Source organism: Bradyrhizobium sp. RP6, assembly GCF_003837805.1.
Taxonomy (GTDB): Bacteria; Pseudomonadota; Alphaproteobacteria; order Rhizobiales; family Xanthobacteraceae; genus Bradyrhizobium.
In genome coordinates, this window is sequence record NZ_RQIT01000002.1 from 652,076 (window position 1) to 665,598 (window position 13,523).

Annotated in this window: 13 protein-coding genes; 3 read left to right on the forward strand and 10 right to left on the reverse strand. The window is 65.2% G+C overall.

Annotated features, from left to right (window positions below):
• Window positions 1–4: 4 nt before the first annotated feature.
• Window positions 5–241, reverse strand: coding sequence for a hypothetical protein (locus EHH60_RS07975; protein ID WP_124158892.1), 237 nt, complete (start codon window positions 239–241; stop codon window positions 5–7).
• A 154-nt stretch (window positions 242–395) separates the two neighbouring features.
• On the opposite strand from EHH60_RS07975, the gene EHH60_RS07980 reads away from it, so the two are divergent.
• Window positions 396–1,133 (forward strand): Crp/Fnr family transcriptional regulator, encoded by a 738-nt coding sequence (locus tag EHH60_RS07980; RefSeq protein WP_124158893.1) that lies wholly within the window; start codon window positions 396–398, stop codon window positions 1,131–1,133.
• Window positions 1,134–1,144: 11 nt separating this feature from the next.
• On the opposite strand, the gene EHH60_RS07985 is transcribed toward EHH60_RS07980, so the two are convergent.
• From EHH60_RS07985 to lptF, 9 genes are all read right to left on the reverse strand, one after another.
• A complete protein-coding gene (locus EHH60_RS07985) occupies window positions 1,145–1,864 on the reverse strand; it encodes a Crp/Fnr family transcriptional regulator (RefSeq protein ID WP_124158894.1) in 720 nt (239 codons plus the stop codon).
• Between the two features lie 208 nt (window positions 1,865–2,072).
• A complete protein-coding gene (locus tag EHH60_RS07990; protein ID WP_124159080.1) occupies window positions 2,073–2,309 on the reverse strand; it encodes a hypothetical protein in 237 nt (78 codons plus the stop codon).
• A gap of 74 nt (window positions 2,310–2,383) precedes the next feature.
• The gene (locus tag EHH60_RS07995) at window positions 2,384–3,442 is read right to left on the reverse strand and encodes an alcohol dehydrogenase (RefSeq protein WP_124158895.1); all 1,059 of its coding nucleotides are present in this window, start codon (window positions 3,440–3,442) and stop codon (window positions 2,384–2,386) included.
• A gap of 25 nt (window positions 3,443–3,467) precedes the next feature.
• Window positions 3,468–4,322 (reverse strand): 16S rRNA (adenine(1518)-N(6)/adenine(1519)-N(6))-dimethyltransferase RsmA, encoded by an 855-nt coding sequence (rsmA, locus tag EHH60_RS08000; protein ID WP_124158896.1) that lies wholly within the window; start codon window positions 4,320–4,322, stop codon window positions 3,468–3,470.
• A complete protein-coding gene (gene pdxA / locus EHH60_RS08005) occupies window positions 4,322–5,359 on the reverse strand; it encodes a 4-hydroxythreonine-4-phosphate dehydrogenase PdxA (protein ID WP_124158897.1) in 1,038 nt (345 codons plus the stop codon). The genes rsmA and pdxA overlap by 1 nt, the downstream gene beginning before the upstream one ends.
• Window positions 5,359–6,294 (reverse strand): SurA N-terminal domain-containing protein, encoded by a 936-nt coding sequence (locus tag EHH60_RS08010; protein WP_124158898.1) that lies wholly within the window; start codon window positions 6,292–6,294, stop codon window positions 5,359–5,361. The genes pdxA and EHH60_RS08010 overlap by 1 nt, the downstream gene beginning before the upstream one ends.
• A 61-nt stretch (window positions 6,295–6,355) precedes the next feature.
• A complete protein-coding gene (locus EHH60_RS08015; RefSeq protein ID WP_199751341.1) occupies window positions 6,356–8,845 on the reverse strand; it encodes an LPS-assembly protein LptD in 2,490 nt (829 codons plus the stop codon).
• Window positions 8,845–9,942 (reverse strand): LPS export ABC transporter permease LptG, encoded by a 1,098-nt coding sequence (gene lptG / locus EHH60_RS08020; protein ID WP_028178692.1) that lies wholly within the window; start codon window positions 9,940–9,942, stop codon window positions 8,845–8,847. The genes EHH60_RS08015 and lptG overlap by 1 nt, the downstream gene beginning before the upstream one ends.
• Window positions 9,939–11,108: an LPS export ABC transporter permease LptF gene (lptF, locus tag EHH60_RS08025; protein WP_124158900.1), complete on the reverse strand. Its 1,170-nt coding sequence runs from the start codon at window positions 11,106–11,108 to the stop codon at window positions 9,939–9,941. Before lptF ends, lptG begins: the two co-directional genes overlap by 4 nt.
• Before the next feature lie 338 nt (window positions 11,109–11,446).
• On the opposite strand from lptF, the gene EHH60_RS08030 reads away from it, so the two are divergent.
• Together EHH60_RS08030 and EHH60_RS08035 are read left to right on the forward strand one after the other, a co-directional pair.
• Window positions 11,447–12,946, forward strand: coding sequence for a leucyl aminopeptidase (locus tag EHH60_RS08030; protein ID WP_124158901.1), 1,500 nt, complete (start codon window positions 11,447–11,449; stop codon window positions 12,944–12,946).
• Window positions 12,947–12,952: 6 nt separating this feature from the next.
• On the forward strand, window positions 12,953–13,405 hold the full coding sequence (locus EHH60_RS08035; protein WP_124158902.1) for a DNA polymerase III subunit chi: 453 nt from the start codon (window positions 12,953–12,955) through the stop codon (window positions 13,403–13,405).
• Window positions 13,406–13,523 lie beyond the last annotated feature (118 nt).

Genomic DNA, 13,523 nt, shown 5'->3' on the forward strand with positions numbered 1-13,523 from the left:
GTGCTCAGACGTCCCGCCGGGACGCCACGAGCAGGCGCCGCGAGAGTCTTGCGATGGTCCGATCCGAGACCGGCACCGAGCGGAACTCGCGAATGGCGCGGGCCAGCTCCTGATCCGACATCGGGCGGGCCGGCTCCTGCAGCGTTCCCTTGAGGAGGGCGTCGCTGATGCTGTCGAGGTGCCCGCCCGTGTCAGATGCGAACAGCACGCGGATGCGCTCCAGGATGGTCGTAGGGCTCATGAGAAATCCGGCTCGGTCCGAGATTGGGATGTGTGGCTGCGATCCGGTACGTCGCAGGCCGATTAGCAACCTGTGCTTCCAACCAGCGTTCTAGTCCGCTGAATGCAAGCCGGACGTATCAATTGATAGAACCGGCGCGATTTTTGGCGGCCACATGGAAAACGCGCACGACGTACTGATCCGGAACCTTTCCGAGCATACCGCTCTGGCAGAGGAGGACATCGCGGAAATCCGCGCGCTCACCTTCACGCAGCGCGATTTGGAACCTAACGAGGATTTCATCCGCCAGGGCGACGAACCCGAACATTCGGTGCTGGTCGTCTCGGGCATGGTCGCGCGCTACCACCTGCTCGGGAGCGGCCGGCGGCAGTATCTGGCGTTCCATCTCATCGGCGACCTTCCGGATGCGCAGGGATTGTTCATCGACCAGATGGACCACGGATTGAGTGCGCTGGGGGCGGCCACAGTCGCCTTCATCCCGCATCGCGAATTGTTCATCGCCTTCCGGCGGCGGCCAACCTTCGCGCTGGCCGTCTGGCGCGAGACGCTGCTCGATGCCGCGATCTTTCGCGAGGCCATCACCAACAACAGCGCCCGGCCGATGCAGGCGCGCATGGCGCACCTGTTCTGCGAGCTGTTCTACCGCGCCCGCGCGGCGCAGCTGGTCCGCGGCAATCGCTGCCGCGTGCCCATCAGCCTGGCCCAGCTCGGCGAGGCGCTGGGCATGGCGATCGCGACGGTGAACCGGACGCTCGCCGACCTCAGGCGGAGTGGAGCCATGGACCTGCGCGAGGGCGAGCTGATCGTGTCGAAATGGCGTGAATTGCAGCGGCTCGGGGATTTCAGCCCGGTCTATCTGCACCAGAAGCGACAGTCGCCGCCGCGTGCGTGAGACGAAGGGCACTAGCCCTCTGCAGTTGCCGCTGCGCCCCGCACCTCGTCGAAATACTTGTTCACCCAATTTTTGCAACAGCAGGCTCTTGCTTCGAGCGCCGACGCGTCGAGGATCAGGATGGCGCCGCGGCGGGTCGCGAGGATACGCCTCGCCTTGAGCATCTGGATGACGCGGCTGGCATAGCTGCGGGAGACGCCCAGCATGCCGGCGAGCTGCTCGTGGGTGAGAGGGATCTCGGCTCCGCCGATATGTTCCTGCGCCGAGATGATCCACTTGGCTGCGCGCTGCTCGATCGAATGCGCGGCGTTGCAGGCCGCAGCCTGCAGCAGCTGCGCGAACTGGCAGTCGGCATAGCGCGAGAAGACCTCATGGAGCGTGGGCGACCTCTGCTGCGCCTGCTCGAACGCCCGCAGCGGCAGCCGAAGAAGGGTGCCGCCGAGCTTCACGACGATGCGCGAATAGGCGATCGAAACGGTGCGGCCGGGGGCAATGCCCACCGCACCCTCACGCCCCACCAGCAGGCTTTCGACCTCGCGATCGTCCTCGACCGGCACGGCGAACGACACGAGTGCGGGACCACAGGGAAAATGGACCGCCGCGACGCCGTCGCCGGCGTGGTGCAGGATGTGGCTCGCCTCGACCTCGACCGGCTGAAGGTGAGGCGCGAGCAGCTCAAAATCTTGAGGGGGGAGCTGCCGGAGCAGATCGTTCTGGGGCCGACCGGTCACAATGTGTTCTCTTGGGCGGGCCGGAATCGGCGCCAGCGGGAAACCTACGTTTCCGCGGAGGAACCGACGGTTCCAAAGTGCACACAACGGACGTCAGCGCGTTGAAAATTTGGCCTCGGCTTGCCGGGCTTCCGGAGATTGCCGGCATCATCGCGGCTTCAAGCCCGAACACCGCCGGAACGGCGCGTCCGAGGGGCGACGACGATCGTCAGCCGAAGTGCGCTCCGCGGTCTCGCGACGATCGGTCTTGTGCCGCAGCCGCGCGGTAGGCGTCGATCGCCTTGTTGGCGAGCATCAACTGCCGGCGTTCGCCGGTTCGAAGCTGGGCTTCGATGGCATCGAGCAGGAAATTCGCGCTCGCGTCAGGCGGGCCGAGCTCGCCGCTCTTTTCCAGGCAGCTCCAGGCGATGAAGAATGCGCTTTCAACGGTGCAACGGATCGACATGCGCTGCCAACGCAGCGCAGCCGAAGGCGTTCCGTGCGGCGGGCCAGACTTGCGTCGTGCCCGCCGCGCTTCCGTCAGTTTGTCAGCACGATGCGGCCGACGACCTTGCCGGCACGCAATTCGTCGATCCATTTCTGCACGTCGCCCATCGGCTCCTCGCGCATCGGCGTCGGCTTGATCTTGCCGGCGCGTGCCAGCGCCATCAGCTCGTGAGCCTCGCTGAGCGTGCCGACCATGAAACCTTCGATGGTCATGCGCTTGTAGACCCATTGCACCATCGGCAGCGTGAACTGGCCGCCCATCAGGCCGGAGACGACGATCTTGCCGCCGCGCGCAGCGACGGCAACCGCGAACGCCATCGACTTCTCATTTCCGGCGAAATCGACGATTTCGTCGAAGCCGCCCTCGGTCTCCTTGAGGATGCGCTTGATGACATCAGGCTCGGCCGGGTCATAGGCGACAGCCGCGCCGTTCTTCAGCGCGGTGTCGCGCGCGGCCGGTGAGAGGTCGGCGACCGTGATCGGCTGCTTGAACATCGCCTGCGCGAACGACAGGCCCATCATGCCGACGCCGCCGAGGCCGATCAGCAAGAGGTTGCGCTGGCGCGGACGGTCGACCAGTCGTTTGAGCGCGCCGTAGGCGGTGACGCCGGAGCACATCAAGGTCGCGGCCTGGTTGACGGGGAGGGGATCGTAGTCGAGCAGATATTTGGCGTCGGGCACCAGCACGTGGGTGGCGAAGCCGCCGTCGATGGAGACGCCGAGGAAGCGCTGCTTGACGCAGAGGTTCTCGTCGCCGTTCCGGCAATCGCGGCACTGGCCGCAGCCGATCCACGGGAAGACGGCTTTCTTGGCGCCGACGAGGCCGGCGGCTACGTCCGGGCCGACTTCGTCGACGACGCCGGCGATCTCGTGACCGAGCGTGAAGGGCAGCGTCATGCCGCGCGTGGTGTCGAGTTTCTTGCCCCCGCCGAGATCGGCATAGCCGTCCTGGATGTGCAGGTCGGAATGGCAGAGGCCGCAGCGCTCGATGCGCACCAGCACCTCGCGGCCTTGCGGTTTGGGCGTATCCACGATGGTCTCGCACAGCGGCGCATCGAACTTGACCAGGGATTGCCGACGCATCAACGCCATATTCCTTCCTCCGAAATTCTGATTGTCACGTTTCGCTGCGTATATCCGCCAATTCACGCGCCATGGCAACAAAGCCGGCAATCGGGATGGTCTCGGCGCGCCGCGTCGCATCGACGCCGGCGGCGCTCGCCAGCCGCGTGGGATCGACGCCGAGCGACTTCAGGCTTTGCCGCAGCATCTTGCGGCGCTGGCCGAACGCAGCAGCGGCGACCTGCTCGAGCAGCCTGCGATCGCAGGGCAACGGCTCCGGACGCGGCACGAGGCGCACGACGGAGGAGGTGACCTTGGGCGGCGGCACGAAGGCGGACGGCGCAATGTCGAACAGGATCCTGGTCTCGCAGCGCCAGTTGGCGAGCACGCCGAGCCGGCCATAGGCCTCCTCGTCCTCGCGCGCGACGATGCGCTCGCCGACCTCGCGCTGGAACATCAGGACCATCATCTCGTACCAGGGCGGCCAGGGGTCGATGGTGAGCCAGTTGATGAGAAGCTGGGTCGCGATGTTGTAGGGCAGGTTGGCGACGATTTTTGCGCGTTCGCCCGAGAGCAGGGGGCGCGGATCGAACGTCATGGCGTCGCCATGCACGATCTCGAGCCGGCCGGGATAGCGCGCCGAAATATCCTGCAAGGCGGGGATCGCGCGCTCATCATGCTCGATGGCGATGACGCGGCGGGCGCCGAGCGCGAGCAGCGCCCGCGTCAGCCCGCCCGGGCCCGGGCCGATCTCGACGATCGTTGCCTCGTCCAGCGGCGCGGCCGCACGCGCGATGCGTGCGGTCAGATTGAGGTCGAGCAGGAAGTTTTGGCCGAGCGATTTCCTGGCCGATAGCGCATGCTGGCGAATGACCTCGCGCAGCGGCGGGAGGTCATCGATCGCGCCCATCAGCTTTGCGAAGCGGCCATGCGGCTCGCAAGCTTGAGCGCCGCGATCAGGCTCGCCGGATTGGCCTTGCCCGTCCCGGCGATGTCGAAGGCGGTGCCGTGGTCGGGCGAGGTGCGGATGAAGGGCAGGCCGAGGGTGACGTTGACGGCGTCGTCGAAGGCGACCGTCTTGATCGGGATCAGCGCCTGGTCGTGATACATGCAGACCGCGCAGTCATAGGTCTGTCGCGCGGCCTCGTGGAACATGGTGTCGGCGGGCAAGGGGCCCCTGGCTTCGATGCCGTCGTTGCGCAGCACCTTCAGCGCAGGGGCGATGACGGTCTGCTCCTCGTGGCCGAGCGATCCGTCTTCGCCGGCATGCGGATTGAGGCCGGAGATCGCGATGCGCGGCTTTGCGATACCGAAGCGGGATTTCAGTTCGGTAGCGACGATGCGTACGGTCGAGACGATCAGCGCGCTCGTGAGCTGGGCCAGCGCATCGCGCATCGCGACGTGGATGGTCACGGGCACCACGGCGAGCTGCGGCGACCACAGCATCATCACCGGCTGCGGCACGCGGCCGTTCTCTGCGGCAAGCTCGGCGAGGAATTCGGTGTGGCCGGGATGGCGGAAGCCGGCGCGGTAGAGCACGCTCTTTGCGATCGGGTTGGTGACCACGGCGCCGGCGCGGCCTGCGCGCACATCGACGACTGCCTGCCGGATCGAGGCGAGCGCGGCCGGCGCGCTGGATGCGTCGGGCTTGCCGGGCTCGGCGGTCGCGCGCTCGCCGGTCGCGACCACGGGCAGGGCATCGGTGAAGGTGGAAGCGGCCTCACTGGGGCTCACCGCGGCGATCCTGATGTCGGCGCCGAGTGCTTTGGCGCGCTGCGCGATCAGCGCCTCGTCGCCGAGCAGGTAGAAGGCGGGCAGGTTCAGCTCACGGCGCCTCAGCCAGGCCGCGATCGTGATGTCGGGGCCGATACCGGCGGGCTCGCCCAGGGTCAGGGCAAGAGGCTTGGCTGCGGACCTGGCGGAAGGCTCTGAGGGGGGCTTGGCCATCAGCGGTTGCGATATTCGATCATCGCCGCCTTGCGGAGCTCGTCGAGATAGGCCTTCTGGGTCTTCTCGTACTTCTCCTGATACATCTTCTCGCGGACCTCGCGCTTCTTCGGCGTGTCGATCATGGTCGGCTTGCGCGAGCACAGCACCACCATCTCGATGCCAGCCTTGGTCACCTCCGGCGCGGTCAGGTGGCCGATCGGGGTGTCGTCGAGCACCTTGCGCAGCGGCTCGGGCAGCTCCGCGGTGGTCTTGGTGACGGTGTCGCGGATGGTCGCGTTCGGTGTCGAGCGGAACAGCGAATTGGCCTCCTCGCAGCTCCCGACGCGCGCGCGATAGGTCTCGGCTTCCTTCTTCCGTGTTTCCAGGAACGCAGCGGACGAGCCGCGCGGCACGATCAGCACGATCGGCTGCATCTTGTATTCGGTGCCCTCGACCTGGAGCTTCTCGCCGGTCTGGGCCTGCACGGCCTGCGCGACGTCGCGCTCGCCGACCTGGAGGCGCTCCTTGTAGCGGCCGCGCACCAGGCTGGTCCAGACCATCTCGGCCTTCATGCGGCCCTTCAGCGTCTCGGGGCGGACGCCCTTGGATTCGAGCGACTTGGTGAGCTGATCCGGCGTGATGCGCATGCGCTGCGCCATGCCTTCATAGGATTGGTTGATGTCGGAGACGCCGGGGTCGACACCGTACTTCTTGCCTTCCTTGAGCTTCACCTTGTCGTCGATCAGCTCGTTGATGACCTCCTGCCGGCTCGGCGTCTTCTGCGTCGTCAGCTGGTCGAGCTTGGAGCGCTGCTCGATGTCGAAATCGGTGATCGGATCGCCATTGACCATGACGACGATGTTCTGCGCGCGCGACGGCGAGGGCAGGGCGGTCAGCATCAGCCCCGCACCGAGGGCGAGAAGGAGGCGGAAGACAGTCGATGGGATCGTCATGATGTCGCTCGCAGGTCAGCCGCGTCGTGATGAGGCAAACGCGGCCGGCACTTCAAACCGTTCACTGGAGGCCGGTGGGACCGCTGGTCGTCGACGAGTTTGCCAGCGTGCGCAGGCCGATTTGGAACATGAACGCGTGGCTCAGCACGGGCGGTGCGTTGCCCGCCGAATAGCTATACGAAGTTACATAGTTCGCCGCCAGCACGAAGCAATCGTCGACATAGCCGGCCCCGACCACATACTGGTTGATCTTGTTGGCCTCGAGGTCCCAGCGCGCCGAGCCCGACACCACCCAATTGGTCGCGATCTTCAGCGAGCCCGTGGTCAGGATGCCTTCGCGGCGCGTCAGATAGCCGAGCTCCGGCTGCGCTGCGTAATTGCCGTACAGCATGCTGACCGACCAGCGATTGAAGTTGGCGCGGCCTTCCGCCTCGAAGCGCTGCACGTTCCAGGTCTGCTCGTCCATGCGGGAGCGGACGCTGAACGTGTAGGTGCTGTTGGGCGAGTAGCTGGCGCCTGCGACGTAATCGGACCGCGGCTTGTCGAGTCCGGAATCCAGGCCGGTATTGATGGTGTCCTGGACCGCGAAGGAGTTCAGGCCGAACAGCTGGTAGGACTGGCCGAACAGCACCTTGACGGCGCCGCCCTGGTCGAACTGCGTGGTGGACTGCACGCCGACATTGGCGCGGCCACCGCCCTCGACGCGGTCGTAGCCGGAGAACTTGTCGACGCTGAACAGGTTCGAGGTGTCGAACACCATGCTCTGGGCGTCCTCGTTCGGCAGCTTGCCGGCATAGGTCTCGTTCGGGCGGATGATGATCTGCGCGATCGGCTCGACGGTGGTCGAGCCCCAGGGCTGAATGTTGATGAAGGGATAGCGGTACTCCAGGCCGACGGTCGGCATCAGGCGGAACGCCTGGGTATCGCCGACGGGCAGGTAATTCGCCACGCCGGGCTGGTTGGAGACCGAGGAGTTGATCGCGTCGGCGCGCAGGCTGGCGAACGGCGTCCAGATCTGGCCGAGCGGATCGGTGAAGGATTTGCGCCACTGCGCCTCCGCCGTGAGGCGGGTATAGGTGCCGGGGAAGCCGCGCAGCAGGCACTGCGAGGGCGTACGGGCCAGCGGATCGGCCGACGCCGTGGTGCACAGGCTGCTCGTGTTGGCGACCGTCGTGATCGGATCGAACACCGCCTCGTCACGGGACAGGTTCACGAAATTGGTCTTGTAGCTGAACTCGCCGCCGAACACGGGATAGTTGAGCACGTTGGAGTAGTCGATCACCGGATAGACGATCGGCACCTGGCTCTGGTTACCTGAATAGCTCAGCCAGTACATCGTGCGCGCATCGAAGAAGCTGCGGTTGCCGACGCCGGTCAAATAGAGCTGCGACAGCGCTTCCGTCGGCAGAAGCAGGAACGAGCCGAGCGGATCGCGGTACTGATAGAGCCGGTAGTCCGAGAAGAAATAATAGTCGGACATCAGGACGCCGTCCCAGCCCCAGACCCATTTGTCGTTCAATGCGAACTGACCCTTGGTGTCGATGGCGCCGCGGAAGTCGCGGTCGCCGGGCTGCCCGGCAAACGCTCCGGGATCGAGCTGGTTGATGCCGTACGCGCGGATCTGGTAGGCGCCGTCGATCAGGCGCTGGCGGAATTCGCCCTGCAGCAGCACGCCTTGCCGCGACAGGAAGCGCGGGGTGAAGGTTGCGTCCATGTCGGGCGCGATCGCCCAATAATAGGGAACCTCGACGCCATAGCCCGTATTATCGGTGCCGGCAATATAACCCGGCATCAGGAAGCCGCTCTTCCGCTTCACGGTCGGGTCGGGCGTCGAGAAGTAAGGCATGTAGGCGAGCGGCACGCCGAAGAATTCGAGCTGTGCGGTCTCGAAATACAGCATCTTCTCCTGCTGGTCGTGGATGATGCGCGCGCCCTTGACCTGCCACAGCGGTGGCTTCTTCGGATCGTCCTTACACGGCGCGCAGGCCGTGTAGACGCCGTTCTCGAACACCGTGTAGTTGCCGCTGGATCGGTCGGCGCGGCTCGCGGCCATGCGGGTCTCGTCGGCCGTGTCCACCCGCAGCGAATCGACGAACCCGTCGCGGTAATCGTCGGAGAGATCCAGGATCTCGGCATAGGTGATCTTGCCGTCGGCATCCGTCATGCGGATGTTGCCTTCGGCATGCAGCCGCTTGGTCTTCTGGTCGTAGATGACCCTGTCGGCTTCGACGCTGGTGCCGTTGTAGAACAGCTGGACATTACCGACCGCGGAGACGCGCGAATTGTTGTAGTCGTAGTCGACCTCGGTCGCTTGAACCAGCATCTGGTTGTCGTTGGCGACCTTCGGCGGCTTCGCACGCGGCGGCCGCGGATTGTAGGTGAAGCTCTGGGCATGGGCCGGTGCCACGGCGGCAACGTCGATCAGCCCGCCGAGCGAGGACGCCGCGACGACAGCAATCAGGAGCCTGCGAATGGACCAGCCGCACTCGTTCGCGCGCACCAACGTGCGTCGCGTCAAACGAGACACGAGCCCTCGGTGGACGGCAGTCACTATCCGTCCTCCTGATAGAGCAAGGCCAAAAAGCCGGTGAGGCCGCCCACCACAACGGGCAACCACGCCGCAGCGATCGGATGCATCAACTCAGCCTTGCTCAAATCCTCAGTTACTTTCGACAGAACGTAGAGCAGAAAGCCTGCGCCCACGCCACTCAAAACCATCTTCTGCACGCCGCCCATCCGGAAGAAGCGCAACGACACGGAGGCCGCGAGCATCACCATGGCAGCAAGCAAAAACGGCTGTGCCAGAAGCTTCTGATACTGGAGTCGGTAACCGGCTGTCGCGAAGCCCGAGCTTTCGGATGAGCGGATGTAGCTCGGTAGTTGCCAAAAAGACACAGTCTCGGGTGTGGAAAAGCTGTTGCGGACCTGCGCCTCGGTCAGCGTGGTCGGAATCTCCAGGCTGGCCTGCTCGATCGGCGGCGCGTCCAGCGAGAAGCGGCGGACGCCCTTGAACAGCCAACGGCCGGCCTCGAGCGTCGCCTCGCGCGCCTCGACTCGTTCCTTGAAGTGCTGGTCCGGGTCAAAGCGGAACAGCGTGAGCCCCGTGAGCCGGATGCCCTGCTGCTCGCTCCGCGCCGCATTGATGATCGTCTGGCCATCGCTGGTCACCTGATTGAGCCAGAAGCCTGAGGCGTCCTGGATGCCGCCGCCGGGCGCCGAGCCGAACAGCTCGGCTTCCATGCGCTTGGACGCCTCGCGCAGATTGGCCGACATCGGATTGTAGGCGACGGTGGCGATCACACCGATCAAGAGCGCGCTGCCGAGCGCCGGCGAGATGAACTGCCATGCCGAGATGCCGGCGGCGCGCGCCACCACGAGCTCGAGCCGGCGGGAGAGGGCGAGATAGCAGGTCATGGCGCCGATCAGCATGCAGAACGGCGTCAGCTTCTCCAGCAGCTGCGGCACCCGGAACAGCGAGGTCTCGGCCACCATGATCGCGGAGGCGGATGCGAGGCCCGAGGTCTTGCGCACCATCTCGATGTAGTCGACCAGCACCAGCAGCAGGAAGATGCTGGCGAACACGCCGAGCGCCGCCACCACGAAACGGCCGGCGAAATAGCGCCCGAGTGTGTTGGTGAGCATGCTCATGCGGCGGCCGGGCGTCCGAACAGCCGCGCGATCCGTGCGTTCGACCTGTTGATGGCCTCCATCAGGCCAGGGGGCGGCTCGACCACGACGCCGCCGACAATCATCCACAACCCGAGGCCGATGGCGCCCATGACCATCGCATATTGGACCAGCACCGCGCCCGAAGATTTCACCGCCATCACCGAGCAGGCGAAGCCCGCCATGCGCAGGCCGAACACCGCGAGGATCGAGGAGCTGATCGAGAAATTGCGGCTCTGGCGGGTGGTGCGAGGCGCCCCCAGGAAGGCGAAGGTCAGTACCGCAAAGGCGAAGGGATAGATCGGCGCCAAGATGCTGTCGTGCAGGGCCGAACGGAACTGGCCGGGAATCTGCTTGTAGACGGGATCGTCCTCGGACGGCGAGAACAGCTCCCAGAGATAGCGTTCGCGGATGCCGAGGGTGACGTCGCGGCCCTGGCCCGAGAACTTCGACATGTCGAAGCCGTAGCGGCCGAAGGCCACAAGCGCTGGATCGCGCTTGCCCGCCTCGAAGCGCTGGAGATTGCCTGTCTCCAGCACCAGGAACGAGCCGGTGTCGTTCTTCACGACCTCGCCATGCTCGGCCACGATCGAGACGCGTTCGTTCGGATCGCGGCGGTCGTCGATGAAGATGCCGGCGAGGATGCCGCCGGGCAGGCGCTCGCGGATCCGGATCGTGAGGTTCTTGTCGAGCTGGGCGAAGCGGCCGGGCTGGAGGATGTTGGTGAGCACGTCCGCGGTGATCTCGGCGTCCCACTGCTTGATCCGCCGCATGCCGTCGGGGGCGAGATAGGCCGCGATGAAGGCAACCAGCAGCGCCACCACGCAGGTGGCATAGAAGAACGGATAGAACAGCCGGAACGGCGAGAAGCCGGCGGCATTCATCACGATGATCTCGGAATCGGTCGCGAGCTTGTTCAGCGTGTGCGAGATCGCGATCATCAGCGCGATCGGCGAGATGATCAGGACGAGGGCGGGAATGACCAGGCTGGTGATGCCGAGGAAGGTGAGGATGGTCTGACCCTGGCTCGTCATCAGGTCGATGCCGCGCAACGCCTGCGTAATCCAGATCACGCCGGTGAGGCTGACCAGGACCAGCGCAAACGACGCCAGCGTCGTGCGGAAAATATACCTATCGATCGACCCCATGCGCTACCGCACGAATCCCCATCAGCCCCGATGTCGACCAGAATTCCAGCTGTCCAACCAATCCCCGATCAGGGGATCCCCAAGGTTGGCCATCAGCTCTTCCGGCGGTTCACTTTCTCACTACCATCCCTTTGATCCGTCAACAAAATGGCTGCCCCGTGGCACCTTCACTTTGTGGTTAATATTTCGCAGGTTGTGGCCGGGCGGCCACGGCAGCGCTTGGCATCGGGCAGCCCGCTGGCCCATAGTAGGGCAAGCCTCAGTGAATCGCCGTTCAGCTTCGGCTGGGACCGGCACCGCCGAACGGCGAAAAGTTACATCCAGCAAAGGAGTTATCTATGTCCGATGCCATCAAGGTCGGCTTTGTCCCCTTGTCTGCCGCCCCCCGTGGCATCCTGGTGGTGTTCTGCGATGACGGCCTGAAGCTCGGCCCGGCGACGGCCAAGGCACTGGGTGGCGCTGTCGATCTTGTGAAGCGTGCGGCTGCTGCGGCCGCCTTCAAAGGTAAAACCGGGGCCGCGCTGGACATTCTGGCGCCGGAGGGCGTGAAGGCGACCCGGCTGATCGTGATCGGCGCCGGCAAGGCGACCGGCCTGAAGGCGAACGATTTCCTCAAATTCGGCGGGGTGGCAGCGAGCAAGCTGCCCGCTGGCACCAGCGCTATGACCATCGTGGCGGAGCTGCCCGGCGGCGCCATAACGAGCGAGCAGGCGGTGGCGATCGCCTCGGGCCTGCGCTTACGCACCTACAAGTTCGACCGTTACAAGACGAAGAAGAAGGAGGGCGAGGAGGGCGGCTCGCGCGCCGACGTCTCGCTCGCGGTTGGCGATGCCGGTGCCGCGAAGAAGGCGTTTGCCTCGGCCGCCCACGTCATCGACGGCGTGATCATCGCGCGCGACCTCGTCAACGAGCCGCCGAACGTGCTTTTCCCCGAGGAGTTCGCGCGCCGCGCCGGTCAGCTCCGCAAGCTTGGCGTCAAGGTCGAGGTGCTCGACGTCAAGGCGATGCAGAAGCTCGGCATGGGTGCGCTGCTCGGCGTCGGCCAGGGTTCGGCGCGGCCGAGCCGCACCGTGATCATGCGCTGGGACGGGGCCAGGAAGGGCGAGGCGCCGGTCGCTTTCGTCGGCAAGGGCGTCTGTTTCGACACCGGCGGCATCTCGATCAAGCCGGCCGGCAGCATGGAGGACATGAAGGGCGACATGGGAGGCGCGGCCTGCGTCGTCGGCCTGATGCATGCGCTCGCTGCGCGTAAAGCCAAGGTCAACGTCGTCGGCGCCATCGGTCTCGTCGAGAACATGCCCGACGGCAACGCCCAGCGGCCGGGCGACATCGTGACCTCGATGTCCGGTCAGACCATCGAGATCATCAATACCGACGCGGAAGGCCGCCTCGTGCTGGCCGACGTGCTCTGGTACGTCGCCAAGAAAGTGAAGCCGAAATTTATGGTGGATCTGGCGACGCTGACCGGCGCGATCATGGTTGCGCTCGGCACCGAGCACGCCGGCATGTTCTCCAACAATGATGAGCTCGCCGACCGGCTGCTCGTGGCCGGCGTCGAGAGTGGGGAGAAGGTCTGGCGGATGCCGCTCGGCCCCGAATACGACAAGCTGATCGATTCCCAGTTCGCCGACATGAAGAACACCGGCGGCCGCCATGGCGGCTCGATCACTGCGGCACAGTTCCTCCAGCGCTTCGTCGACGGTGTGCCCTGGGCGCATCTCGACATCGCGGGCACCGCTATGGGCGCGCCGAAGACCGACATCAACCAGAGCTGGGGAAGCGGCTATGGCGTCCGCCTGCTCGATCGGCTGGTCTCCGACCATTACGAGCGCAAATGACCTGAGATGACTGAAGTATTGTTCTACCATCTGCAAAACATGACGGTGGAGAATGTGTTGCCGCCGCTTCTCGAGAAATCGCTCGAGCGCGGCTGGCGCGTCGTGGTGCAGTCGAACTCGGAGGAACGCGCCGATGCGCTCGACTCGCATTTGTGGACCTACCGCGACGATTCGTTCCTGCCGCACGCGACATGGCGGGTGAACGACGTTGCCGATCAGCCGATCGTGCTGGCGATCGAGGGGGGGAATCCAAATGGTGCCAATGTCCGCTTTCTGATCGACAACGCCGCGCTGCCGGAGGACTCGCATGGCTACGAGCGCATGGTGCTGCTGTTCGACGGCGACGATCCGGATGCGCTTGCGCTCGCCCGCGCGGCCTGGACCGATTGCAAGGCGCGGGGATTTGATGTCACCTACTGGCAGGCCGATGAGCGGGGCCGGTGGCAGAAGCGGAATTAGCGGCCGTCAGCAATTAATGATAATTTGCAGTTTGTGAACGATGCTGGCTTTTGTCACCTTCGTGCCGCAAAGGGATGTTGGGACAATCGTCTAGGGCTGGTCCTTCAGGCGGGGAATT

Excerpts from the sequence above, each read along its gene's own strand:
- EHH60_RS07975 (WP_124158892.1), bottom strand. The coding sequence starts at position 241 with ATGAGCCCTACGACCATCCTGGAGCGCATCCGCGTGCTGTTCGCATCT.
- EHH60_RS07980 (WP_124158893.1), top strand. The coding sequence starts at position 396 with ATGGAAAACGCGCACGACGTACTGATCCGGAACCTTTCCGAGCATACC.
- EHH60_RS07990 (WP_124159080.1), bottom strand. The coding sequence starts at position 2,309 with ATGTCGATCCGTTGCACCGTTGAAAGCGCATTCTTCATCGCCTGGAGC.
- EHH60_RS07995 (WP_124158895.1), bottom strand. The coding sequence starts at position 3,442 with ATGGCGTTGATGCGTCGGCAATCCCTGGTCAAGTTCGATGCGCCGCTG.
- rsmA (WP_124158896.1), bottom strand. The coding sequence starts at position 4,322 with ATGGGCGCGATCGATGACCTCCCGCCGCTGCGCGAGGTCATTCGCCAG.
- pdxA (WP_124158897.1), bottom strand. The coding sequence starts at position 5,359 with ATGGCCAAGCCCCCCTCAGAGCCTTCCGCCAGGTCCGCAGCCAAGCCT.
- EHH60_RS08010 (WP_124158898.1), bottom strand. The coding sequence starts at position 6,294 with ATGACGATCCCATCGACTGTCTTCCGCCTCCTTCTCGCCCTCGGTGCG.
- lptG (WP_028178692.1), bottom strand. The coding sequence starts at position 9,942 with ATGAGCATGCTCACCAACACACTCGGGCGCTATTTCGCCGGCCGTTTC.
- lptF (WP_124158900.1), bottom strand. The coding sequence starts at position 11,108 with ATGGGGTCGATCGATAGGTATATTTTCCGCACGACGCTGGCGTCGTTT.
- EHH60_RS08030 (WP_124158901.1), top strand. The coding sequence starts at position 11,447 with ATGTCCGATGCCATCAAGGTCGGCTTTGTCCCCTTGTCTGCCGCCCCC.
- EHH60_RS08035 (WP_124158902.1), top strand. The coding sequence starts at position 12,953 with ATGACTGAAGTATTGTTCTACCATCTGCAAAACATGACGGTGGAGAAT.